This is a genomic window from Microvirga sp. P4_G7 (assembly GCF_056401005.1).
Genome location: NZ_JBFUKD010000004.1, coordinates 1 through 24,149, shown reverse-complemented (window position 1 = coordinate 24,149; position 24,149 = coordinate 1). Strand labels below are relative to the sequence as shown.

The 24,149-nt window shown below is 64.6% G+C and carries 22 protein-coding genes; 13 read left to right on the top strand and 9 right to left on the bottom strand.

What is annotated here, in order from left to right:
* The first annotated feature begins 96 nt into the window (after positions 1-96).
* A complete protein-coding gene (locus tag AC1DT3_RS00955; RefSeq protein ID WP_477463347.1) occupies positions 97-876 on the top strand; it encodes a Bax inhibitor-1/YccA family protein in 780 nt (259 codons plus the stop codon).
* A 122-nt stretch (positions 877-998) separates the two neighbouring features.
* Positions 999-1,580 (top strand): N-acetyltransferase family protein, encoded by a 582-nt coding sequence (locus AC1DT3_RS00950; protein WP_477463354.1) that lies wholly within the window; start codon positions 999-1,001, stop codon positions 1,578-1,580.
* A 168-nt stretch (positions 1,581-1,748) separates the two neighbouring features.
* Here AC1DT3_RS00950 and AC1DT3_RS00945 read toward each other — a convergent pair whose 3' ends face one another.
* Positions 1,749-2,144, bottom strand: coding sequence for a DUF2794 domain-containing protein (locus AC1DT3_RS00945; protein ID WP_477463346.1), 396 nt, complete (start codon positions 2,142-2,144; stop codon positions 1,749-1,751).
* A 305-nt stretch (positions 2,145-2,449) separates the two neighbouring features.
* Positions 2,450-3,469 carry a zinc-binding alcohol dehydrogenase family protein gene (locus tag AC1DT3_RS00940; protein ID WP_477463345.1) on the bottom strand — a complete coding sequence of 340 codons (1,020 nt, stop codon included), beginning with the start codon at positions 3,467-3,469 and terminating at the stop codon, positions 2,450-2,452.
* Positions 3,470-3,568: 99 nt separating this feature from the next.
* Between AC1DT3_RS00940 and AC1DT3_RS00935 the strand changes: the two genes are divergently transcribed.
* From AC1DT3_RS00935 to AC1DT3_RS00920, 4 genes are all read left to right on the top strand, one after another.
* A complete protein-coding gene (locus AC1DT3_RS00935; RefSeq protein ID WP_477463344.1) occupies positions 3,569-3,925 on the top strand; it encodes a winged helix-turn-helix transcriptional regulator in 357 nt (118 codons plus the stop codon).
* A 104-nt stretch (positions 3,926-4,029) separates the two neighbouring features.
* Positions 4,030-8,859 carry an NAD-glutamate dehydrogenase gene (locus AC1DT3_RS00930; protein ID WP_477463343.1) on the top strand — a complete coding sequence of 1,610 codons (4,830 nt, stop codon included), beginning with the start codon at positions 4,030-4,032 and terminating at the stop codon, positions 8,857-8,859.
* A gap of 1 nt (position 8,860) precedes the next feature.
* The gene (bluB, locus tag AC1DT3_RS00925) at positions 8,861-9,529 is read left to right on the top strand and encodes a 5,6-dimethylbenzimidazole synthase (RefSeq protein WP_477463342.1); all 669 of its coding nucleotides are present in this window, start codon (positions 8,861-8,863) and stop codon (positions 9,527-9,529) included.
* Positions 9,530-9,532: 3 nt separating this feature from the next.
* Complete coding sequence (locus AC1DT3_RS00920) at positions 9,533-10,900, top strand: MFS transporter (protein ID WP_477463341.1); 1,368 nt, start codon at positions 9,533-9,535, stop codon at positions 10,898-10,900.
* Between the two features lie 22 nt (positions 10,901-10,922).
* Here the strand turns inward: AC1DT3_RS00920 and purH are convergent, their stop codons facing one another.
* From purH to htpX, 5 genes are all read right to left on the bottom strand, one after another.
* Positions 10,923-12,515, bottom strand: a complete 1,593-nt coding sequence (gene purH, locus AC1DT3_RS00915) for a bifunctional phosphoribosylaminoimidazolecarboxamide formyltransferase/IMP cyclohydrolase (RefSeq protein ID WP_477463340.1) — start codon at positions 12,513-12,515, stop codon at positions 10,923-10,925.
* Positions 12,516-12,843: 328 nt separating this feature from the next.
* Positions 12,844-12,975, bottom strand: a complete 132-nt coding sequence (locus AC1DT3_RS00910; RefSeq protein ID WP_477463339.1) for a hypothetical protein — start codon at positions 12,973-12,975, stop codon at positions 12,844-12,846.
* 82 nt (positions 12,976-13,057) lie between these two features.
* A complete protein-coding gene (locus AC1DT3_RS00905; RefSeq protein WP_477463338.1) occupies positions 13,058-14,815 on the bottom strand; it encodes a heparinase II/III family protein in 1,758 nt (585 codons plus the stop codon).
* Positions 14,816-14,919: 104 nt separating this feature from the next.
* Positions 14,920-16,248, bottom strand: a complete 1,329-nt coding sequence (locus AC1DT3_RS00900) for an RsmB/NOP family class I SAM-dependent RNA methyltransferase (protein WP_477463337.1) — start codon at positions 16,246-16,248, stop codon at positions 14,920-14,922.
* A gap of 3 nt (positions 16,249-16,251) precedes the next feature.
* Entirely contained in the window at positions 16,252-17,163 is a 912-nt protein-coding gene (gene htpX / locus AC1DT3_RS00895) for a zinc metalloprotease HtpX (RefSeq protein ID WP_477463336.1), read from the bottom strand.
* A 142-nt stretch (positions 17,164-17,305) separates the two neighbouring features.
* Between htpX and AC1DT3_RS00890 the strand changes: the two genes are divergently transcribed.
* The 4 genes from AC1DT3_RS00890 to AC1DT3_RS00875 all read left to right on the top strand — a co-directional run bounded on the left by AC1DT3_RS00890 (position 17,306) and on the right by AC1DT3_RS00875 (position 20,344).
* The gene (locus tag AC1DT3_RS00890) at positions 17,306-17,554 is read left to right on the top strand and encodes a DUF1674 domain-containing protein (protein WP_477463335.1); all 249 of its coding nucleotides are present in this window, start codon (positions 17,306-17,308) and stop codon (positions 17,552-17,554) included.
* Between the two features lie 82 nt (positions 17,555-17,636).
* The gene (locus AC1DT3_RS00885; RefSeq protein WP_477463334.1) at positions 17,637-18,098 is read left to right on the top strand and encodes a carboxymuconolactone decarboxylase family protein; all 462 of its coding nucleotides are present in this window, start codon (positions 17,637-17,639) and stop codon (positions 18,096-18,098) included.
* A complete protein-coding gene (locus tag AC1DT3_RS00880) occupies positions 18,085-18,966 on the top strand; it encodes a sigma-70 family RNA polymerase sigma factor (protein ID WP_477463333.1) in 882 nt (293 codons plus the stop codon). The genes AC1DT3_RS00885 and AC1DT3_RS00880 overlap by 14 nt, the downstream gene beginning before the upstream one ends.
* A 76-nt stretch (positions 18,967-19,042) precedes the next feature.
* Entirely contained in the window at positions 19,043-20,344 is a 1,302-nt protein-coding gene (locus AC1DT3_RS00875) for a class I SAM-dependent methyltransferase (RefSeq protein ID WP_477463331.1), read from the top strand.
* A gap of 511 nt (positions 20,345-20,855) precedes the next feature.
* On the opposite strand, the gene AC1DT3_RS00870 is transcribed toward AC1DT3_RS00875, so the two are convergent.
* Both AC1DT3_RS00870 and AC1DT3_RS00865 read right to left on the bottom strand, forming a co-directional pair.
* Positions 20,856-21,353 (bottom strand): L,D-transpeptidase, encoded by a 498-nt coding sequence (locus AC1DT3_RS00870; RefSeq protein ID WP_477463330.1) that lies wholly within the window; start codon positions 21,351-21,353, stop codon positions 20,856-20,858.
* A gap of 84 nt (positions 21,354-21,437) precedes the next feature.
* On the bottom strand, positions 21,438-21,701 hold the full coding sequence (locus AC1DT3_RS00865) for a DUF6356 family protein (RefSeq protein ID WP_477463329.1): 264 nt from the start codon (positions 21,699-21,701) through the stop codon (positions 21,438-21,440).
* 236 nt (positions 21,702-21,937) lie between these two features.
* On the opposite strand from AC1DT3_RS00865, the gene thpR reads away from it, so the two are divergent.
* The 3 genes from thpR to AC1DT3_RS00850 form a co-directional block, all read left to right on the top strand.
* Positions 21,938-22,474 (top strand): RNA 2',3'-cyclic phosphodiesterase, encoded by a 537-nt coding sequence (gene thpR / locus AC1DT3_RS00860; RefSeq protein WP_477463328.1) that lies wholly within the window; start codon positions 21,938-21,940, stop codon positions 22,472-22,474.
* Between the two features lie 53 nt (positions 22,475-22,527).
* A complete protein-coding gene (locus AC1DT3_RS00855) occupies positions 22,528-23,115 on the top strand; it encodes a histidine phosphatase family protein (protein ID WP_477463327.1) in 588 nt (195 codons plus the stop codon).
* A gap of 115 nt (positions 23,116-23,230) precedes the next feature.
* Positions 23,231-24,149 (top strand): YeiH family protein (locus AC1DT3_RS00850; RefSeq protein ID WP_477463353.1); only part of this gene is annotated, 919 nt, incomplete at its 3' end.

Here is a 24,149-nt window from a genome sequence, read left to right as displayed (position 1 = left end):
ACCACTCATATTTGGCGTGTCGCCGTCTTCCGGCGGCCAAAAGCCGATACTCGGTTTTTGAGGGAACATTAGACGGGACACCGCGAGAGGACTCCGATGCAACCGTATCAGCAAAATCAAACCGCCGGCGTCGGCGTCAACCGGACGGCCGTACAGGTCGACCAGGGTTTGCGCGCCTTCATGCTCGGCGTCTACAACAACATGATCATCGGCTTGGCGATTTCCGCCTTGGTGGCGCTCGGCGTCAACAAGCTCGCCGTGGCCGGCAGCGAAGCCGATGCAGCGGCCCGCATGGGCGGCGTTTACCTGACCGAGTTCGGTCGGGTTCTCTATGACACGCCTTTGATGTGGGTGGTTGCGCTCGCACCGCTCGCTTTCATCTTCCTGTTCTCGTTCCGCATCGACAAGATGTCGGCATCGTCGGCACGCAGCCTGTTTTTCGCCTTCGCGGCGGTGATGGGCGCTTCGCTCTCGACCTTGCTCATCCGTTATACCGGTGCGAGCGTCGTACAGGTGTTCTTCATCACGGCGGCGGCCTTCGGTTCGCTGTCCCTGTGGGGCTACACCACGAACCGCAGCCTCTCGGGCATGGGTTCGTTCCTGATCATGGGCGTCGTCGGCCTGATCCTCGCCTCGCTGGCTAACCTCTTCTTCCAGTCGAGCGCGCTGCAGTTCGGCATCTCGGCGATCGGCGTTTTGATCTTCGCAGGTCTCACCGCCTACGACACACAGAAGCTGAAGGAGATGTATCTGTACGGCAACTACGACACTGAGGCCGCGGCCAAGGTGTCCGTGTTCGGCGCGCTGCAGCTCTATCTCGACTTCATCAACATGTTCCAGTTCCTCCTCGCGCTGTTGGGCAACCGCAACAACTAAGCGATGACGGATCGGACGATCTCGAAAACCCCGGCTTCGGCCGGGGTTTTTTGTTGTCTGACGTGCGGGATCGGGCCAACGTTCAGCTCGCCGATTCTCACCGCGCCACCGACGAATTGCCCATGACCGTCACCGCTCGACCCATCGCCATTCGCCCAGTCACGATTCGCCCAGTCACGATTCGCCCCTGCCTCGAACCCGACATCGAGGCCATCACCGCCATCTACGCCCACGCTGTCGTCCACGGCACCGCGTCCTTCGAGCTCGAAGCGCCGGATGCCGATGAAATGGCGCGGCGGCGCCAAGCGTTGGTTGCGGGCGATTATCCCTACATCGTCGCCGAACGCGACGGTGTGGTTCTCGGCTATGCGTATGCGGGTCCGTACCGCCCGCGGCCCGCCTATCGCTCGACGGTCGAGGATTCGATCTACATCGCCCCGGATGCGCAGGGACAGGGCATCGGGAAGCAACTGCTCGCCCGCCTGATCGCGGAGAGCGAAGCGCGTGATTTTCGGCTCATGGTGGCGGTGATCGGAGACGATCAATCGCGTGGTTCGATCGGCGTCCATCGCGCCCTCGGCTTTGAAGATGCCGGCATCTTCAAAGGCATCGGCTACAAACACGGTCGCTGGCTCTCGACCGTCCTCATGCAGAGACCGCTGGGGCGCGGACTCGAAGAAGCACCCACGCGGCCGATTCCTTAAGTTGGGTTGTGCCCCCACGTCTTCCGCGGGCTCGTCCCGGTGACCCCGATCAGAAGAACGCCGCACTTTTCCCATTCGGAGATGCACGGTTCGGGAACGACTGGGACAAAACACCGAGAAGATGACGAAACGAAAGAGCGAACCGGCCGAAACTCGCAGGCCGGCTCCCTAAATCGAAACCACCTTCAGCGGCTTGGCGAGGACGCGGACGACTCGGTCGAGATCGTGGCCTCGTTTGAGAATCAAGCCGCTCGCCGCGACGACCGCATACGCGCCTTGCTTGCGGGCGAGCGCCGGGTCCTTCTCGATCCGGTAGAGCGGCACCTCGGAGGTGCGTCGGTAGATCGAGAAAATCGCCTTGTCCGGTGTGAAATCGATGGCGTAGTCACGCCATTCGCCCTCCGCGACCATGCGGCCGTACAGATTGAGAATGGTCTGCAACTCGATGCGATCGAAGGAAACGCGTTTCGGCGCGGCGGGAAAGGGCAGCACGCGGGCGGAGCCTCTGGCGGAACCCTGTGCCGAGCCGCCGCGCAGCGGCTCTGCGATGTCACCTTCGCTCATGATCCCTCCGGGCGCGTGTTCATCATCGCCTCATGATGAGCCTTGCCGCGGATGGGTTCAACCCATGCTTTCACGTCGTTCACGGCTTCGTCAGCCAAATCTTATTCTTGCCGCAATCGCGCCGCGACCCAGCCGTACTACGATTCGATAACCGTGCCGTTGCCTCGACGGCCCGGCTCCTTGACCTCCCCGGACACGTCAGCCCCCCAGCCCCCAGGGACGTTTTGGCGGCCGGGCCAAATTTTTCGTCGAGACAAAAGGCCGCCTGAAAGGGCGGTCTTTTCTTTTGGGCATTGCCCCGCGAATCAACCCTCGAATCCCGACAGGACGACCTTGCCGCGCGCTCGCCCGCTTTCGATGAAGGCGTGCGCCCGCTTCAGGTTGGCTGCATTGATCGGTCCGAAATTCTCGGCAAGCGTGGTGCGCAGGGTTCCGGCGTCGATGAGGCCCGACACCTTGTCCAGAATATCGTGCTGCCGCTGCATGTCCGCGGTCTGGAAGACAGACCGGGTGAACATCGATTCCCAATGCAACGAGACGCTCTTGCTCTTCAGAAGATTGACCTCGAGGGACGCGGGATCGTCGATCAGTGCGAAGCGCCCCTGTGGAGCGATGAGCGACGCGATCTCGGCAAAGTGCGCATCGGTATGCGTGATCGAGAACACGAAGGCGGGCGCGCCCAGGCCGAGGGCCGCGACTTGCGCCGCAAGCGGCTGCGTATGGTCGATCACGTGGTGAGCACCGAGCGTTTTCACCCAATCCGACGTCTCCGGCCGTGAAGCCGTAGCAATCACCGTCACGTCGCTGAGCTGCCGAGCGAGCTGGGTCGCCATCGAACCGACGCCGCCGGCGCCGCCGACGATCAGGATTGCATTCGCGGCGCCTGGGAGGGTGCGCTTGATGTCGAGCCGGTCGAAGAGCGTCTCGTAAGCGGTGAGCGTCGTCAGGGGCAGCGCCGCGGCGGCCGGAAAATCCAGAGACTGAGGCTTCCTGCCGACGATCCGCTCATCCACGAGATGATATTCGGCGTTGGTGCCGGGGCGGTTGATGGTGCCCGCGTAAAACACCTCATCGCCGGGCTTGAACAAAGTCGCCTGGGAAYCGACCGCTTTGACGATTCCGGACGCGTCGAAGCCCAGAACCCGCGCGGCGCTCGCCTCCGGCTGCGCCCGAACGCGGACCTTCACGTCGACCGGGTTGACGGAGATCGCCTTGACCTCGACCAGGAGATCGCGACCCTCCGCCTCGGGACGCGGCAGATCGATATCGATCAGGGAAGCCTCGGCGGCGATGGGAAGGGAAGTCTTGTAGGCGACGGCGCGCATCGGAATCTCCAGCATTGATTGTAGGTGCAATTTCGCGCCTACCCTTTTTTCTTGCAAGAACGCACTTTAAGCGCACATAGTGTCGAAAAGGATACCGTGATGCCGCGTAAGGATTTTCGGACAGCGTCCTGTTCCACCTGCTCCGTCGAGGCCACGCTCAACCTCATCGACGGCAAATGGAAAGGCGTCATTCTCTACAAGCTGCTGCTCGGCGGAACGTTGCGCTTCAACGAAATCCGACGGCTGATTCCGAACGTTACGCAACGTATGCTCACCACCCAATTGCGTGAGCTCGAGGCCGACGGTTTTCTCATCCGCAAGGTCTACCCGGAGGTTCCGCCGCGCGTGGAATACCGTCTGTCGCCGCGCGGACAGAGCCTCGAACCGATCATCCTGGCCCTCAAAGCCTGGGGCGACGCGCATCTCGAAAAGCCCCCGCAGGCGGAGGCGGCCTGACGCCTTCAAGGGGCGCGCTTCATGTTGAGATCGAAACGCCGTGGTTGCTTCCGCACCGGGTATATGCGAGGGGTCCCGCAACGATCACGAGTGAGGATCAGCGCATGAAACTGGAAACGCCAACCAGTGGAAGCGACTTGACTGCCRCTGCCGCGGCTTTGCTCCAAAAGGAGCACGCCGAACATCCCGCTACACTTGCGCGCGCGCTCTTCGGGCGCGTTCCCTCGGAAGATCTCGCCGCCTATTCCGCGCTGACGCTGGCCGATCTCGCCAAGGCCGCCTACGATCATCTGCGTGCCGAGCGTGCCGGCGGTGCGGACATCCGCCTTCTCGATTTCGAAGTCGAACACGATGGCAAACGCAAGGACGTGACTGTCGTCGAAGTCGTCAACGACAACATGCCGTTCCTGCTCGATTYGACCCTCGCTGAAATCGTCAACGAGGGTTACGAGCCTCTCCTCGTGGCGCATCCCATCCTTGCCGTCGAACGCGATGCGAATGGCGGCCTCGTTCGCCTCGTCGGCGAAGCCTCGTCGCGGGCGCAGGAAGGCGTTCAGCGCGAAAGCTTCATCCACATCCATCTGCCGCGGCTCGACGAAGACGGGGATCGCGAGCGGCTGATTTCCAACCTCCGTCACGTCTATCACGACGTTGCGGTCGCGGTGCATGATTGGAGCGCGATGCGCGCCCGCGTCAGCGACATCATCGAAAATTACAAGACCAATCCGCCTCCCTTGGCGGAGGACGAGACGCGCGAAGCGATCGCATTTCTCGAATGGATTTCGGAAGACAACTTCACGTTTCTCGGGTTGCGCGAATACCGTCTGCCATCCGACGACGTCGCTGCCGACGTGGTGGAGGGAACCGGGCTGGGATTGCTGCGCGATCCCTCGATGCGCGTGCTTCGGCGCGGCCGCGAACTCGTAGCGATGACGCCGGAAATCCGGGCGTTTCTCGCGCTGCCGAAGGCCCTGATCATCACCAAGGCGAACGTCAAATCCCGCGTTCACCGCCGCGCCCATCTCGACTACATCGGCGTAAAACTGTTCGACCGCGCGGGCAATCTACAGGGTGAATTGCGCATCGTCGGCCTGTTCACGTCGAGTGCCTACACCAACACCACTGCGGAAGTGCCTTATCTGCGCCTCAAGGTGGCGCGAATTGTCGCCCGAGCCGGGTTCGATCCCGTCAGCTATTCCGGCCGCTCTCTGCTGAACGTGCTGGAGAGCTATCCGCGCGACGATCTCTTCCAGATCGACGAGGACACGCTCTACGATTTCGCGCTCGAAATCATGAACCTTTCGGAGCGCCCGCGCGTTCGCGTGTTGGCGCGGCCGGACGAGTTCGACCGTTTCGTTTCGGTTCTCGTGTTCGTGCCGAAGGACCATTACGACACGGATGCGAGCCGCAAGATCGGCGAGTTTCTCGCAAGCGTGTATGAAGGCCGCGTATCGGCGATCTATCCGGCGTATCCGGAAGGCCCGCTCGCGCGAACCCACTACATCATCGGACGCGACGAAGGCACGACGCCGACGGTCCCGCGCGAGACGCTGGAAAAGGGCATTGCCGGCATCGTCCGCACGTGGGGCGATGCGTTACGTGAACGTCTCGCGGACACGGTTGGCGGACCGCGTTCCCGCGCACTCGCAGCGCGTTACGCTCAATCGTTCAGCGCCGGCTACCGCGAAGCGTTCAGCGTCGAAGAGGCCATCGTCGACGTGACGATCCTCGAACAATTGTCGGAAGCGCGCCCGCGCGCCGTCGATCTCTATCGCCGCGAGGGCGACGACGTCACACGCGTTCACCTCAAGGTGTTCTCGCGCGCCATGGCATTGCCGTTGTCCGAACGGGTGCCGCTGCTCGAGAACCTCGGCTTCCGCGTCGTGAACGAGCGGACATATCGCGTCGTCCAGACCGGCACGTCCGGCACGGACCGGGTCTGGCTCCATGACATGACGTTGGAGCGCGCCTCGGGCGGCCCCATCGAGATCGCCGAGATTCAGGATCTTATCGAAGCCGCACTTCTTGCCCTGTTCCGCGGTCTCGCCGAATCCGACGCCTTCAATCGTCTCGTGCTCGAAGCCGGTCTCGGCTGGCGCGACGTGGCGATGGTGCGGGCGCTGGGGCGTTACTTGCGCCAATTGCGCATTCCGTACGCGCAGGACTACCTCGCCGAGACACTCGCGCGCCACAGCACCATCGCGCAGAAGATCGTGACGTATTTCTACGCCCGCTTCGATCCGCGGATCGAGGGCGCCTTGCGGGCCGAGAAAGAAGCGGCGGTCCGGGCGGAGATCGAAGACGAACTCAAGGCGGTGACGAGCCTCGACGACGACCGCATCCTGCGTCGTTTCATCAACCTCGTCGATGCCGCCGTGCGCTCGAACTTCTTCCAGCTCGAAAGCAATGGCCTGCCGCGCCAAACCATCGCGTTCAAGTTCGAATGCGCCAAGGTCGACGGCATGCCCTTGCCCAGGCCTCTCTACGAAATCTTCGTCTATTCGCCGCGCGTCGAAGGCGTGCATCTGCGCTTCGGCAAGGTCGCCCGCGGCGGCCTGCGCTGGTCCGACCGCCCGCAGGATTTCCGCACCGAAGTGCTCGGACTGGTGAAGGCCCAGCAGGTCAAGAATGCGGTCATCGTGCCGGTCGGCGCCAAGGGCGGTTTCGTGCCGAAACAATTGCCGCCCGCAAGCGACCGCCAGGCTTGGCTTCTCGAGGGCACCGAAAGCTACCGCATCTTCGTGCGCACGCTTCTGCAGATGACGGACAACATCGAAGGCGATCACATCGTTTCGCCACCTGACACCGTGCGTCACGACGGCGACGATCCCTATCTCGTCGTCGCCGCCGACAAGGGCACGGCGACCTTTTCCGACACCGCGAACGAATTGTCGGCGCAGAAGCATCATTGGCTCGGCGATGCCTTCGCCTCCGGCGGCAGCCAGGGTTACGACCACAAGAAGATGGGCATCACCGCGCGCGGTGCGTGGGAGGCCGTGAAGCGCCATTTCCGCGAGATGGACATCGACATCCAATCCGAACCGGTGACGGTTGCCGGCGTCGGCGACATGTCAGGGGACGTGTTCGGCAACGGCATGCTGTTGTCGCGGTCCCTCAAACTCGTCGCCGCCTTCGATCATCGCGACATCTTCCTCGATCCCAATCCCGATCCGGAGCGCTCCTTCGTGGAACGCGAGCGCCTGTTCGGCCTCCCCCGGTCGAGCTGGCAGGATTACGACAAGACGCTGCTATCCGCAGGTGGTGGGATCTTCCCGCGCAGCGCGAAATCGATTCCGCTTTCCGGCGAGATCCGCGCCGTTCTCGGTCTCGACAAGGCCGAGGCCGCGCCATCCGAGGTGATGAGCGCGATCCTGAAGGCGCAAGTGGGTCTGTTGTGGTTCGGCGGCATCGGCACCTACATCCGCGCGTCGACCGAGACGGACGAACAGGTCGGCGATCGCGCCAACGATTCGATCCGCGTCACCGGGGGTGAGATCCGCGCCAAGGTGATCGGCGAAGGCGCCAATCTCGGCGCAACGCAGCGCGGCCGCATCGAAGCCGCACGCGCCGGTATCCGTCTCAATACCGACGCCATCGACAACTCGGCCGGCGTCAACACCTCCGACGTCGAGGTCAACATCAAGATCGGCTTGACGACACCCGAACGCGACGGCCGTCTCTCCTACGAAGATCGCAACGCGCTTCTCGCCCATATGACGGACGATGTCGCCCGGCTCGTGTTGCGCAACAATTACCTGCAATCGCTGGCGCTCTCCTTGGCCGAACGCCGCGGCGTCGGCGATCTCGGCTTCGCCCGCAGATTGATGCACATGCTGGAGCAGCAGGGACGCCTCGACCGCAATGTCGAATACCTGCCCGACGATGCGGCTTTGACGGAACGCGCAAGGCGCGGCGAGGCGCTCACGCGACCTGAAATCGCCGTGCTGCTGGCTTACGCGAAACTGTCGCTGCACGACGCACTCCTGGAGAGTCCGGTCCCGGATGATCCCTATCTCGGCAAGGAACTCGACCGGTACTTCCCGGAGGAGATGCGCAACCGCTTCCCGGATGCGGTCGCCACTCATCGTCTGCGGCGCGAAATCATTGCGACTCAACTCGCCAATGCGATCATCAACCGCGGTGGGCCGACGGTCGTCGCGCGGCTCGTCGATCAGACCGGCACCGACGCTCCGACCATTGCGGCCGCCTACGCCGCCACCCGCGACGCTTTTGGCCTGACGGATCTCAATCTTGCGATCGACGCGCTCGACGGCAAGATTTCCGGACCCGTGCAACTCGGCCTCTACGCTGAATTGCAGGACCTGTTGATGAACCGGATCGTCTGGTTCATCCGCAATGTCGACTTCATCAACAACTCCCTCGACACGGTCGTCGGCATCTACGAAGCCGGCGTTACCGAGGTCGGGCGCACCTTGCGTACGACACTCGCACCCGAAGCGCTCGCCACATTGGAAGCGCGGACGCAGGCGCTGACCGCGCAGGATATCCCGCAGGAACTGGCGCACCGTCTGGCGTCACTTCCCGATCTCGTGGCCGCGCCCGACATCGTGCTCACGGCTCAGAAGGCCGGCAAGCCGGTTCTCGACATTGCGCGCACGCATTTCGCTCTCGAAGCGGCCTTCCGCCTCGGCGCTCTCGTTCAGGCCGCGCGCGAGATCAACGTGAGCGATTACTTCGACCGTTTGGCGCTCGATCGCGCCATCGACGCAATCGCATCCGCCCATCGCAATCTCACCGCCGAAATCGTTTCGCAGGGGTTGGCGGGCGACGAGGGCGTGGCCGCATGGAGTGCCCGGCGCGGCGCCGACCTGGTGCGCATTCGCAACGCGGTCGACAACATCGTCACCTCCGGCCTGACCTTGTCCAAGGTCACGGTCGCAGCGAGCCTGCTCGGCGATCTGGTCAAGGGCTGAGGTGGCGTCGTCGGCCGAGACCCGCGCGAAGCTGAATGCGCCGGAATTCGACGATCTGTTTCGCGACAGGCTGTCCGACCTCTTTCTCTGGCGGCGCGACGTGCGCCGCTTTCGTCGCGATCCCATCCGTTCCGCGGTGATCGCCGCGCTTCTCGAGCAAGCGAGCCTCGCGCCCTCGGTCGGTAACAGCCAGCCCTGGCGCTTTGTGCTTGTCGAAGAGAGCGGGCGCCGCGATGCGGTGGCCAACATCTTCACGCATTGCAACGCGGACGCGCTGGCGAGCTACGAGGGCGAGCGAGCCGAAGCTTATGCGCAGCTGAAGCTCGAGGGTCTTCGCGACGCGCCCGTTCACCTCGCGGTGTTCTGCGACGATGGCGTCATGGACGGCCATGGGCTCGGACGGCGTRCGATGCCGGAGACGTTGCGGTATTCGGTCGTCATGGCGATTCACACCCTGTGGCTCGCGGCTCGCGCGCGGGGTCTCGGAATCGGTTGGGTGTCGATCCTCGATCCGACGCGCATGAACGCCGTCCTCGACATTCCGGCCGGTTGGTCGTTCGTTTCATATCTCTGCATCGGCCATCCCATCGAGGAGCATTGCGATCCCGAACTGGTGCGGCACGGGTGGCAGGAGCGCCACCCTTTCGATGCCTTCGTCTTCAGGCGGTGACCCATGCATGATCCGGCGCGTCCGCCGCTCTATCCCCCGCGTACGGCCATCTTCGGCTGGTTGTTTTTCGATTGGGCCTGCCAGCCTTTCTTCACGCTCGTCACGACCTTCGTTTTCGCGCCGTACTTCGCTTCTGCGCTCGCGCCCGATCCGGTGACGGGTCAGAGCCTCTGGGGTTACGCGACCGCGTTCGCCGGTCTGACGCTCGCGTTCCTTTCACCTGTGCTCGGTTCGATCGCCGACGCGACCGGGCCCAAGAAACCGTGGATTCTCGCCTGCGGAATCGTCCTTTTCACGGCCTGTAGCGTCATGTGGTTCGCGGCGCCCGGCGCCTCTCATGGGGTGGCGATCGCGCTCGTGGCCTTCGCCGTCGGCACCGTCGCTGTCGAAGTCGCCGCGGTGTTCAACAACGCGATGATCCCCCATCTCGTGCCGCCGGAGCGGTTCGGACGGCTGTCCGGAACGGGCTGGGCCATCGGCTATATGGGCGGGCTCGTCTCCCTCGTGATCGTCCTTGGTTTTCTTGCCGCTGATCACGAAACCGGGCGTACGTTGCTCGGTGTCAAACCCCTGTTCGGGCTCGACCCCGCGACTCGCGAGGGCGATCGCGTCACAGGGCCGTTCTCGGCGATCTGGTTTCTGGTGTTCGTGTTGCCGCTCTTCGTTTTCACGCCGGACATCGTGCGCTCGGGGCTTCCCGCGCGCGAGGCCGTGAAAAGAGGACTCGCCCAGGTCAAGACGACGATCGCGGATGCGCGCCGCCACCACAGTGTCGGACATTTTCTGCTGGCCAACATGGTCTATCAGGACGCGCTCGTGGCGCTGTTCGCCTTCGGCGGCATCTACGGTGCGGGCGTGTTCGGTTGGCGCGCGACCGAGCTCGGCGTGTTCGGCATTCTTCTCACCATCACCGGAACGATCGGCGCCCTCGTCGGCGGTCGGCTCGACGACCGCTTCGGCGCAAAACCCGTGATCATGGGCGCCATCATCGTGCTGGCGAGCGTCTGTGTCGGCGTGTTGTCGCTCGGCCGGGACCATATCCTGTTCGTCGTGACGACGCCGCCGCCCGGCGACGATCTTTATGGGTCGATTCCGGAAAAGATGTTCGTCGCGCTCGGACTTGCCATCGGGTCCGTCGCCGGACCCATGCAGGCTTCGTCGCGCAGCCTGCTCGCGCGCCTCGTGCCGGCGCAGGAAGCAGGCCGCTATTTCGGTCTTCTCGCTTTGTCGGGAAAGGTGACGTCGTTCATGGCGCCCCTCGCCGTCGCGATCGCGACGGCGGTCTTTCGAACGCAGGCGGCCGGTCCCGCCGTGTTGATCGTCTTCTTCGCCGTCGGCGCGCTTCTGCTCAGTCGCGTCAAGCGCGTGTGAGGGGTTGCGCCGGCGCGCTCGATCAATGGCGGAAGTGGCGGTAGCCGGTGAACACCATCGCAAGGCCGGCATCGTCGGCGGCCTTGATCACATCCGCGTCGCGCATGGAACCGCCCGGCTGGATCACCGCGGTCGCCCCCGCCTCCGCAGCGGCGAGAAGACCGTCGGCGAACGGGAAGAACGCATCCGACGCGACCACCGAACCTTTGGCGAGCGTCTCCGAGAGGCCTGCGGCCTTCGCCGCTTCGGCCGCCTTCCACGCGGCGATGCGGGATGAATCGACCCGGCTCATCTGGCCGGCGCCAATACCCACCGTCGCGCCATCCTTGGCGTAGACGATCGCATTCGACTTCACGTGTTTGGCGACTCTGAATGCGAATTGCAGATCTGCCAATTCGCGATCTGTCGGCGCCCGCTTGGTGACGACCTTGAGATCCATCGCATCGACGACGGCGTTGTCGCGCGCCTGCGCGAGGAAGCCGCCGGCGACAGTGCGCACGACGAGACCTTCCTGACGCGGATCCGGCAAACCGCCGGCAAGGAGCAGGCGGAGGTTCTTCTTCGCCGCGACGATCGCGATCGCCTCCTCGCTCGCCTCGGGGGCGATGATCACCTCCGTGAAGATCTCGACGATGGCGCGCGCCGCATCGGCATCGAGTGGACGGTTCATGGCGACGATGCCGCCGAAAGCCGACACCGGATCGCAGCGCAGAGCCCTTTCATAGGCCTCGCGCAAGGTTGTCCCTTCCGCGACACCGCAGGGATTGGCGTGTTTGACGATGACGATTGCCGCGGAGCGCTCCGGCGCGAATTCCGCCACGCACTCATAGGCCGCGTCGGTATCGTTGATGTTGTTGTAGGAGAGCTGCTTGCCCTGCACCTGGCGTATGGTGGCGACGCCGGGGCGCTGGCCCGGCATGCGATAGAACGCTGCCGATTGATGCGGGTTCTCGCCGTAGCGCATCACTTCGGCGAGCGTGCCGCCGATGGCGCGGAACGGCGGCGTTTCTTCGCCGAGTTCGGTTGCGAGCCAGTTCGAGATCGCCGCGTCGTAAGCCGCCGTGCGGGCATAGGCTTTCTGCGCCAAGCGCCGCCGCAATTCCTGCGAGAGCGAGCCGCCCTGCGCGCTCAATTCGTCGAGAATGGCCCGGTAGTCGGCGCCTTCCACCACGACCGCCACGTCGTCATGGTTCTTCGCGGCAGCGCGGATCATCGCGGGTCCGCCGATATCGATGTTCTCGATACAATCGTCAAAGGGCTTGCCGGCGGCGATCGTGGCCTCGAACGGGTAGAGATTGACGACCAGGAGGTCGATCGCGACGATCCCGTGCGCCAGCATCGCCGCCTGATGCTCGGGGTTTTCGCGAATGCCGAGCAACCCGCCATGGACGCCCGGATGGAGGGTCTTGACCCGTCCATCCATCATCTCGGGAAAACCGGTCAGTTCGCTCACATCCCGGACGGACAGACCCGCGTCTTGAAGCGTCTTCTTCGTGCCGCCCGTCGAGACGAGTTCCACGCCGTGCGTGCTCAGGGCCTTAGCGAAATCCACGAGGCCGGTCTTGTCGGATACGGACAGGAGGGCGCGGGTGACGCGTTTCAATTCGCTCGGCATGGCGGGCCGGGTCCTTTCGACGAGAGCGTGATCGGCAAAGTGGCTGCCGGTTTTTGCGCCAGATCACGCGCTTGGCTTTGTATCGTGCAGGATCGTGTCGCCCAACCGCTTCCACTTCGGCGGATCGTGCACCGGAATGCCGCGGCGATAGCACGCCGGCGCGGTCATGGGAACCGCGCCGCGCGCATCCCCGGCCGTCGGACCAACCTTGTTGGGGAACCCCGGACGGAAGCTTGGCCGTTCCGGTTCATGACGGGAGCAAGATCGCACCCGTGCCAGGAACCTCAAAATGACTGCGGCGGATTTCGTCGTCGTCGACGGCGGAACCCTATTCGGTCCACCAGAACTGATAACCGTAGACGCAAAGCGCCAAGACCATCAGCGCCACGACGAGACCGGCGACCCGGTGCAGGTGCGGGCGCTGCAACGGCTGGGGATGTCTTTTGGGCTGGTGGATCACGTTTCCTCGCTCTTCGTTATTTCCGTTACGGAATCGGTTACACGGGCGGTCGAAACCCGGCAATCGATTCCGGTCGGGATGATTAAAGGAGCTCCGGATCCGGCTCGGAGGGGCGGTGATTGCCCACGCGCGTCAGGCGTTCGAAGCGCCAGCGAACGTTGGGCGTCTCGCTCGGATGAACGGCGAGGACGATCTGCTCGGTTCGCCGCATGCCGTCCGTCGCTGCCAGAAACATGCTGTCCTCGACGAAGGCGTCACCGGGCGTGACCTCGAATTGCCAGGCCTCGCGGTTGGGCAGAACCAGCATCACGACCCGGCCGCCCTGCGCGCGGCTCGCCTTGACGCCAGGGGCGAGGTGGAAGCGGATGATGGCTTCAGCATCGCGCGGGACCGCGCTCTCGCCCCAGAAGATATCCTCACCCTCGAGGATGTGGCCGTCCGGGGCGAGCTGCCAGCGCCGCTCGTGGCGCACGCCGAACGCTTTCAGATATCCGTCGTGACTAGCATTGAGACCCTGGACCCGCTCCCGCTCCGTCCGTTCGGCGACGACCCGCGTCGGACCGGAGAGGACGACCGGTCCGAGCCGACGCAACAGCCAACGGGCGATCGTACGCTCGAACCAGAAGCCCTTGTCGGTGACGAACTGGCATGACGACAACTCGTTGATGGCCATCGTCGAGTGAGCCGCCGTCGAGCGCGCCGCCTGAGCCAGGGCTTCGCTCGCAATGCGCGGCGTTCCACAATTCACCACGATGCGGTGGACGCCGCTTGAAAATTCGAAGGACAGGCATCCCGCCGTCGCGGCGGCGGACAGCGCGGTGGGCGGCGGCCCTCCGACATCGGCGACGAGCAGCGCCCGTCCGGCTTCGAGGCGCTCGTAGCCGGAAAAAGGCGCGTGATGGATCGGCTGGCTGCGCATGTCGTCATAAGTCAGAAGCGTCGCCAGGTGATCGGCGGCGGTCACGCCCATGCCGTTGAAATGCGAAAGCGTGCCGTCGCCGTGCCGGAACAGGCGCACCATCGGCAACATGCGGTCGATGGCGTTCAAGAGCGCTTCCGGCGTATCGACTTCGCGGCTCGCGAACATCTGGCGCAGGGGCAGCAAGTCGAACAAGAGATCGACCACGAGCTGAGGGTTGCGGCTCGCGTGGCCGCCATCGGCGAGAATCTGCCGCTCCAATTCACGAGTCAGGAGCCGCGAGGCGCGGCGCAGCGCCCCGTCGAGGCCTTCGCAGCACAAGCCCGCATAGCATAGAGCGATCGCCGCGATCAGGCGTCGGTGCGGCAGCGCGCCCGAGCGAACATCCCGCTCCAGATCCCGCACGGCCCGCCCGACGACCTTCAGAAAGCGTTGGTAAAAGCCGTGATCGGCGCCCTCGAGGATGAGCGGCGATTGACTGATGAACGAAATCAAACGCCTGGCGACGACCTGCGTCTCGGCTGCGATACGCCGGTCGGCGATGCTCGCGGTGACGAAATCGTCGACGAGCGATCGCGCATTCGCCTGCGCCAATGCGGTGCCGGCCGCGCGCAGGTGACGAAGCCAGCCGAAACCGTACAGAGATTGCGCCCATGCGTCGCTCGGCGGCTCGACCTCGAAGGGCGAGCGCCCGCTCATGGCGACCCCACGGCCGGCGAAGGCGAAGAAGCCCGAATAGATGTCGCTCGCAATGGTGGGATCGGCCGTGCGCAAGTCCTGCGGGGCGAAGAGAAGGCGCCCGGGCGTCGGCGCGCCGAGACGCAGGCTCGACAGAACGTGCCACAATGACCCGCTCACGGCGCGGCCCGTCTCGCGGAATGCGAGCCCGTATAGCCGCCAGCGATGCGGTCCCCAACTCACCCGTGGCGCTCCTCTTGTGCAAGAAGACCGATAATCGGTCGATTCATGGTCTTAAGAGAGGAGTGGTGGCGGTTTGGTTAACATCACGTAACCAATCGACCTTGTCATGATTCTTTCCGCAGGAATCGCGCGGCGAAGAACCCGTCGAGCCCGCCGCGGACGAGATCCGTCGCCGGAAGTTGCGAGGGCAGTGTTCGCATATCCCCCAACGGCGTGATGATCTCGGCAAGGCCGCCGATCTCGTCGGCAGCGATCGGAGCGCGGACGAAATCGGGATGACGCGACAGAAACGCATCCGCCTGCCCCTCGCCTTCCTCCGCTTCGAGCGAACACGTGCAATAGACGAGCCGTCCGCCGGGCTTCACCAGCATCGCCGCCCTGTCGAGCAGCCGGCGCTGAAGATCGGCGAGCTTCTCCACGTCGGCATCGCCCTTCGTCCACGCGACATCCGGATGCCGGCGCAGGGTGCCCGTGGCGGAGCACGGCGCGTCGAGCAGAACGGCATCGAAGGGCACGTCGTCGAGCTTCTCGGCGTCGACGGCGCGGGTTTCCGCGACGAGCTGCAGGCGGGCGAGGTTGTCGCGCAGACGCGACAGCCGTTTCGCCGACCGATCGACGGCGACGACCATCGCGCCTGTCGCGGCGAGTTGCGCCGTCTTGCCGCCCGGCGCCGCACAAAGGTCGGCGATGCGCTCCCCGCGCTCCGCCTTGAGGAGGCGCGCGGGGAGCGCCGCGGCGGCATCCTGCACCCACCATGATCCCTCGTCGTAGCCGGCAAGGTCCGGGATCGCCACACGCTCCGAAAGGCGAATGCTCCCCGTCGGCAAAAGGGCCCCGTTGAGGCGCGTCGCCCAAATTTCGGGATCCGCCTTGACTGTCAGATCGACAGACGCCGGAGCGCGATGGGCGCCGGCGATCTCGGCTGCGATGCGCTCGCCGTAATGAGCGATCCAGCGCTCCTTCAGCCAACTCGGCGTGTCACCCCATGGGTCGGACGACGCCAGGATCGCGTCACGTTCCCTGACCACCCGACGCAGCACCGCGTTGATGAGACCGGCGGCATGTTTCAGGCGCCCATCCTCCTGGGCCAGACGTACGGCGGTATCGACGGCCGCGTGATCCGGGACGTCGAGGAACAGGATCTGCGCCGCGCCAACGGCGAGAAGGTGGATGACACGCTCGTCCTTCGGCTTTTTCTCGAGCCGCGCTTCGAGCGCGTGCCGGATGGTGCCGAAATAGCGGAAGACCACGATGGCGATGGCCCGCGCGAGCGATTCGTCACGCGCCTCGAGATCGGCGCCGACGGCGATCTCGTCGAGCACCTCGTCGAGGGGCGCGCGGCGTTTCAACGTCTCGGTGATAGCCAGGAAGGCCAGGCGCCGAGCGGCGAGCCCAGCCTGGGGAGCGACGGATTCAGAAACGGTTCGGTCCACGATCTAGCCCCAGGGTCCGCGGCGCGTCGACGATCCCCAAGGGGAATTCGATGCCGGCGTCGGGCGGTCGAGGCCGCCCATCTGTTGCGCCAGCGCTTGAAGGGCGGCGATGCGGTTCTCGGTCGCCGGGTGTGTCGAGAACAGGTTGTCGACGCCGCCGCCCGACAAGGGATTGATGATGAACAGCGGCGCGGTCGTCGGATGGTGTTCGGCGTCCGGATTGGGAATCTGCGATACGCCACCGGCGATCTTCGCCAGCGCCGACGCGAGGGCGAGCGGCTGACCGGATATTTCAGCGCCGAGCCTGTCGGCGACGTATTCCCGGGAGCGGCTGATCGCCATCTGGATCACCATGGCGGCGAGCGGCGCGATGATCGCCATCAGCAGGCCAACCATGGGGCTCGGGCGATTCTCGCCACGCCCGCCGAAGAAAAGCCCGAACTGCGCGAGGCTCGCGATGGCGCCTGCGATGGTCGCGCTCACGGTCATCGTCAGGGTGTCGCGGTTCTTGATGTGGGCCAGCTCGTGCGCCATCACGCCGGCGACCTCTTCCGGATTCAGCATTCGCAGCAGCCCCGTCGTGGCGGCCACGGCGGCGTTTTCAGGGTTGCGGCCGGTGGCGAAGGCGTTGGGCTGGGGATTATCGATGAGATAAACCTTCGGCATCGGCAGCCCGGCCCGACCCGAAAGGTCGCGGATCATCGCGAAGAGCTCCGGCGCGTTGCTCTCGTCGACCGGAACCGCATGGTGGGCGGCGAGCGCCAGCCGGTCGGAGTTCCAATAGGCGTAGAGGTTCGTCACAACGGCGAGGCCGAGCGCGATCAGCATGCCGGTGCCGCCGCCGAGGAAATAGCCGACCACGCCGAACAGGGCGGTGAGCGCCGCCAACAGCAATCCGGTCTTGAACGTATTCATCGGGTCTCCACCTCGTCCCTCAGCAGGGGTTCCATTTCTTCCCCAGGGTTCCAAGCCTTCCCAGAGTTCCATGCCTTCGCGCCTGATGTGGTGATCGTCTGACGCTCTCCCAAGATGGCGCGGAAGCGGGTATGAGGTAGCCATGAGCACGAACGAAACCGCCGACACAAGCCCCGAGAGGGCAAACGCCCCCACCCTTCCCGGCGCGGCGCCCGGCAAAAAGCTGTCGCCGCAGGCGGTGCGCGCCCTCGAAGAAGCGACCGAGCGCCGAAAGCGTATCGATCGCCGTGCGGCCGAGCTTGCCCGCGTCGAAGAGCGCCAGGGCCGGGGCGGTCTGGAGCCCGTGCGCTACGAAGACTGGGAAGTCAAAGGTCTCGCCACCGACTTCTGACGCCGCATTTTTTCGCCGGCCGTGTCACATTGAGCCGACCCGCCTCGTCTTGATGCCATAGCCTCACGATGGAGAAGCGACAATGACTCCCCGATTGAACTTCAATGCCGCCGCCCCTGAAGCCGTCAAGGCGATGGTGGCGCTCGAAAAGTATGTGGTTGGAAGCGGCCTCGAGCACAGCCTGATCGATCTGGTGAAGACCCGCGCGTCGCAGATCAACGGCTGCGCCTACTGCATTCACATGCACACGAAGGAAGCACGGGCCCGCGGCGAGTCGGAAGAGCGCCTCTACCTGTTGAGCGCATGGCGTGAATCGCCCCTCTACAGCGATCGTGAGAGGGCGGCCCTCGCCTGGACCGAGGCGCTCACCCTGGTGGCCGAGACTCACGCGCCGGACGCGGATTACGAGCTCCTGAAGGCGCAGTTCAGCGATGAAGACCAGGTCAAGCTGACGTTGCTGATCGGCGTGATCAACACATGGAATCGTCTCGCCATCGGCTTCCGCTCCGTTCATCCGGCTGGATCGAAGCGTGAAGCGGCCTGACGACGACGCCGCGGCGACCTTCCGGCCGCTGCGACCGCGCCTCGTTCGCATCGCCTATCGGATGCTGGGCTCGGTCGCGGAGGCCGAGGACGCCGTGCAGGATGCCTATATCCGCTGGCACCAGACCGACCGGGACGCCGTGCGCGACCCGGCGGCCTTTCTCACCCGCACGGTGACGCGCCTGTGCCTCGACGTGCTGAAATCGGCCCGTCACAAGCGCGAGACCTATGTCGGGCCGTGGCTACCGGAGCCCTTGCTGGCGACAGAGGACGAGGACGTGCCCGACGAGCACGATCTCACGCTCACGCTGATGCTCGCTCTCGAACGGCTTTCGCCTCTGGAGCGGGCGGCCTTTCTTCTCCACGATATCTTCGGCGTGCCGTTCGAGGAGATCGCCAAGACCCTCGACCGCGATCCGGCCACCTGCCGGCAATTGGCGACGCGGGCGCGCAAGAATGTCCGCGCCGAGCGCACGCGCTTCACCGTGCCGAAAGACGAGGGCCGCCGCATCGCGGACGCCTTCTTCGCCGCCTCGCGAAGCGGCGATACGGAAGCGCTGCAGAGCCTTCTGGCGGATAACGTGGTCGCCTATGCCGATGGCGGCGGCAAGATGCGCGCGGCGCTCAACCCGATCGTCGGCCTGCGCAAGGTCCGCGACATGTTCCTCGCGTTTGCGCGCAAGGCCGATCACAAGGCCTCCCCGCTCCTCTATCGGGGAGAGATCGACGGATTGCCGGGTTTCGTCAGCGTCGAACCGGACGGGGTGCTGCAATCCACAGCTTTGGACATCATCGACGGTCGCATCATTGCGGTCTACGTCGTGCGCAATCCGGACAAACTGCGGCATCTCGTTCCGCAAGAGGTTTGAGGCCTGTCATTCTCCCCCAAACAGGCGTTGTTCCTGCGCGGTGCTGCCGCTACGGTGTCGCAAAATGGGAGTGGGCATGACGGGGGCAACGACACGGCTGGAGATGTTTCGCGATCTCCTGGCCGACGCGCATCGCGCGCTCGACCTGACATTCGGGTTCGAATTGTGGGACGGCTCCACCGTTCCCCGCGATCTGCCGCCGCACGCCATGCGCCTCGTCATCGCCAAGGAGAGCGTCGTCGCGAGCCTTCTGCGCCGCCCTTCCCTCAACACCGTGATCAACGCCCATGTGGCCGGTCTTCTCGATTTGAAGAACGGCACGATCTTCGACCTCGCCGCCCAGCGGCCGCGCGGCAAGGTTGGTCGACAACTGAAAAGTATCGGGAAGATCAAGGCGGCCCGCACGGCGCTACAATTCCTCAAGGTCGCGCCGACCATGCCGCGCCCGCTCGACCGGGTCAGGGAGAACGCCGACGCGCGCGACGGCAAGCCCGAGATCAACAAACGCAACGTCGCCTACCATTACGACGTCTCGAATGCCTTCTACCGGCTCTTTCTCGATCCGGAGATGGTCTACACCTGCGCTTATTTCACCGAATGGCACGACGACATCGCCAAGGCGCAGCAGGACAAGCTCGACATGATCTGCCGCAAATTGCGGCTGCAGCCCGGCGAGCGGTTTCTCGATATCGGCTGCGGCTGGGGCGCGTTGATCTGCCATGCCGCGCAACATTACGGCGTCAAGGCGGTCGGCGTCACGCTCGCGGAAGAGCAGGCGAAGATCGCGCGCGAAAAGATCGCACGTCTCGGCTTGCAGGATCGCGTCAAGGTCGTGCTCAAGGATTACACGCAGATGGAGGGCGAGTTCGACAAGATCTCGTCCATCGGCATGTTCGAACAAGTCGGCATCCGCAACTATCCGGACTACTTCCGCGCCGTTCATCGGCTCTTGCGTCCCCGCGGCTTGTATCTGCATCACACCATCGCGCGGCGCGCCAAGCGCTCCGACAAGGCGTTCCAGAAGCTGAAACCGGAATACAAGGCGCTGACGCGCTACATCTTCCCCGGCGGCGAGCTCGATCATCTCGGCATGTCGATCGCCAATCTCGAGCGCTACGGGTTCGAGGTGCACGACGTGGAAGCCTGGCGCGAGCATTACCAGCGCACGACACGCCTGTGGTGGGAACGCCTCAACGCCCGTCGCGCCGAGGCGGAAGCGGAAGTCGGCGCGGAAAAGACGCGCATGTGGCTGCTCTATCTCGCCGGCTGCTCGCTCGCCTTTGAGCGCAGCGCCGTCGGAGTCAACCAGACCCTCGCCTCCAAACGCACACGCGGCCCGTCGGGATTGCCGCCGACGCGGGCGGATCTGTACCGGTAGGAACCGCCTCCCCATCGGAGCTTCGACGCCGCACCTCATCCTGGGTGATCTACCGCACCTCATCCTGAGGAGCCGCAAAGCGGCGTCTCGAAGGAGGCCTCCAGTGCGCACCGGAGACGCCTCGTCCTTCGAGATGCGACTGCGTCGATCCTCAGGACGAGGCTGTGTGGCAGGCATGGCACGCACTTGCGGTCGCGCACTTGCGGTCGCGCACTTGCGGTCCCTTGCGGCGACAGGAGGAAAACGAGCAACCTCCTCCCTCGTTATCACCGGCCTGTGCCGGTGGCCTCGATGCGAAAGGCGTCGCGATTGTCCGATCGAGGTGGCCGGGACAAGCCCGGCCATGACAGGAGAGAGAGAGAGGGTGTGTGTGTCGGCGAAGCCCGTCTGAACAGGGCAATCACCAACCACCTCATCCTGAGGAGCCGCGAAGCGGCGTCTCGAAGGATCCTCCAGTGCGCCCTGGAGACGCCTCGTCCTTCGAGACGCGACTGCGTCGCTCCTCGCCTGACTACCGTTCCACCACGACGCGCGTTCCGACGCTGACCCGCTCGTACAGGTCGACGATGTCCTCGTTGAACATGCGGATGCAGCCGTAGGATGCATAGGTGCCGATGGAATCGGGTCGGTTGGTGCCGTGGATGGCGTATTCGTCGCGATCGAGGGTGAGGGCGCGCACGCCCATGGGGTTGTTCTTGGCGCCGCCTGGAATCACTTCGGGAAGTTTCGGATTGTCCCGCTTGACCTCGCGGGGTGGCGACCAGGCGGGACTGAGATATTTTCCATCGACCCGCGCTTCGCCGACCCATTGCTTGCCGGGGCGGCCGACGGCGACCGGGTAGCGGAAAGCGGTGCCGTCGCTCTGGACGAGATAGAGTCGACGCTCGGCGGTGCGAATGACGATGGTCCCTGCGGCGACGCCTCCCGGGAAAGGCACCTTTTCGCGGGCGAGAGCGGGTAAGGCAAAGACGGCGGCGGCAAGGAGCGCGACAATCTGGACCCTGAACATCACCCGTCTCCCGCAACAAGCTTTGCGGAAGAAAGACGCGTCAGGCCGGCTGGCGGTTCCGCTTCACGGAACGCAGGCGAACCATCAGATGATCGGATCCCAGGCCAACATGCCGTCCGATTTCGCTGCCATGGCGGGTTTCGGCGTCCGATTCGTCATGCGGGCATAGAGGCGCTTCACGGTCTTGCTCGCCGTGGTGACACAGAGAAACGGCAGGAAAGCATGCACAAGCGCGCCCAGGGCGGCGAACGCCAACGGGCCCGCGAAGCTGAGCGCGACGCCCATATGCTCGAAGTAGGATTCGCCGACTGATTCGGGGTGATCGGTGAACAACTGCTTCAATGACATGACAACCTCCTGGGGGATTTCGCAGGATAATGGGTCGAGCGGTCGGGCTCAAGGTGAGCCGGCGGCCAACGTCGTCGCGCGCCTTGAGGCGCAAATGGTCGCAGGCGCGCTTCTCCCCGATGATGAAGCGGTTTTCGGGAACCAAGAAGGTTGTTGATCGTCATTTCTGACGGATTGTGAGGAGCGCCGCTTAGACCGCATGATCCATGAATTGTCGCCAGTCTCAGGGGGTGCCCATGCCACGCCTGTTCACCGGCATCGAGATTCCGGCCGATATCGGCCTCAGGCTCTCGACCTATCGCGGCGGCCTGCCCGGGGCACGCTGGATCGACCCGAACAACTACCACATCACTCTCCGCTTCATCGGCGACATCGACGACAGGACGGCGCATGACATCTACGCCGTGCTCGGCGATACGCGGAGGCGCGGTCCGGTCACGGTGACCATCAACGGCCTCGATACCTTCGGCGGCGGACGCCCCCGCGTCGTCTTCGCCAAGGCCTCGCCCGACGATGCCATCTACGATCTGCAATCGGAACAGGAACGTCTGGTGCGCCGTGTCGGCCTGCCGCCCGAGAAGCGCAAGTTTACGCCGCACGTGACGTTGGCGCGTCTGCGCGATGCCTCGCCGATCGACGTGGCCGATTATTTCGCGACGCGTGGGCATTTTCCGCGCATGACGTTTACGGCGAAGCGGTTCGTCCTGTTCTCGTCACGCGATACGGTCGGCGGTGGACCTTATGTGGTCGAGGCGGCCTATCCGCTGGGCTAGCGCGAGATAGGACGCTCTGGCGGTTTCTGCTTCACATGCCGTAGGATCGGCGGATGTCGCGCCTCATTTTCGTCACGCATCCCGAAGTCGTCATCGATCCGCAGCAACCGGTTCCCGAATGGCCGTTGTCCGTCGTCGGCTGCCGGCGCATGGAGCAATTTGCCGATCGCCTGTCGGGAACGCCGATCGTCGCCGTCTACGCCAGCACCGAGCAGAAGGCGATCGATGGCGCCACGATCCTGGCGGAGCGATTCGGTCTGTCGATCTCCACCGACCGCGATCTCGGCGAAAACGATCGATCGTCCACGGGATACATCGCACCGCCGGAATTCTGGGAGGTCGTGCGCGAATTCTTTGCCCATCCGACCAAGAGCGTTCGCGGCTGGGAGCGCGCCATCGACGCGCAGGCGCGGATCGTCCGCGCCGTCACCCGCGTCCTCGAGGCAGCCCCCGCGCATGGCGACGTCGTCGTCGTGTCCCATGGCGGTGTCGGCTGCCTCCTGACCGCCCATCTCCAGGGCGTCGCCATCGGCGAGGAGCGCCGTCCAACGCATCCGGGTGGCGGTTGCTACCTCGTTCTCGACCGGACGCCCTTCGCCTTGCGGAGCGGGTGGCACGTGGTCGAAGACGACTTGCTCTAGACATCCGCCATCGAACGCAGGCGTCCGAAGAGCGCTGTTCGAGCGAAGGTTCTGTTGGCGTTTTGATGCGTTCTCGCGCATGAGGTGAGAAACGAGACGCGTGAGGACGAGAATAATGGGTTGGGTGCGGTTGTTGCCGGGGATTGCGCTTTGCGTCGCCATCGCCCTCGTCGCCATCGGCCTCCAGACCCTCGAAGAGCATTTCACCGGTCGGCCCTATCTGGAAGCCCTGGTCATCGCGATCCTTCTCGGAACGGCCGTCCGCACCGCCTGGACACCGGGCAAGACGTGGAACGCCGGCATCGGTTTCAGCGCCAAGATGTTGCTCGAAGTCGCCGTGGTGCTGCTCGGCGCGTCGATCAGCTTTCAAGCCGTGATGCAGGCCGGCCTCGGCCTGATCGTCGGCATCGCGGTCGTCGTCGCCGCGGCCATCTGCGTGAGCTACACGCTGTGTCGCGGACTCAAACTGCCGCGTAAGATGGCGGTGCTGGTCGCGTGCGGGAATTCGATCTGCGGCAATTCCGCAATCGCGGCGGTGGCGCCGGTCATCGACGCGAAGCCCGAAGACGTCGCTTCCTCCATTGCGTTCACCGCCATTCTCGGCGTCATCGTGGTTCTGTCGCTGCCGCTGCTGGTTCCCATCCTGCAACTCTCGGAGATGCAATACGGCGTGCTGGCCGGATTGACCGTCTACGCGGTGCCGCAGGTGCTTGCGGCGACGCTTCCCGTCGGCCTCGTCAGCACGCAAGTCGGAACACTGGTCAAGCTCGTGCGGGTGCTCATGCTCGGCCCCGTGGTCCTCGGGCTCTCCATCATCGCCGGACGCCGACAGGCGGGGCCGAGCGCCCGTCCGTCCTTCAACCGCCTCGTTCCCTGGTTCATCATCGGCTTTCTCGCCCTCGCCGCTCTGCGGTCCTGGGGCCTGATCCCTGCCGGCTTGCTCACCTGGATCACGCCGACCGCCACGGTTCTCACCATCGTGTCCATGGCGGCGCTCGGGCTCGGCGTCGACCTGAAGGTTCTCGGGCGGGTCG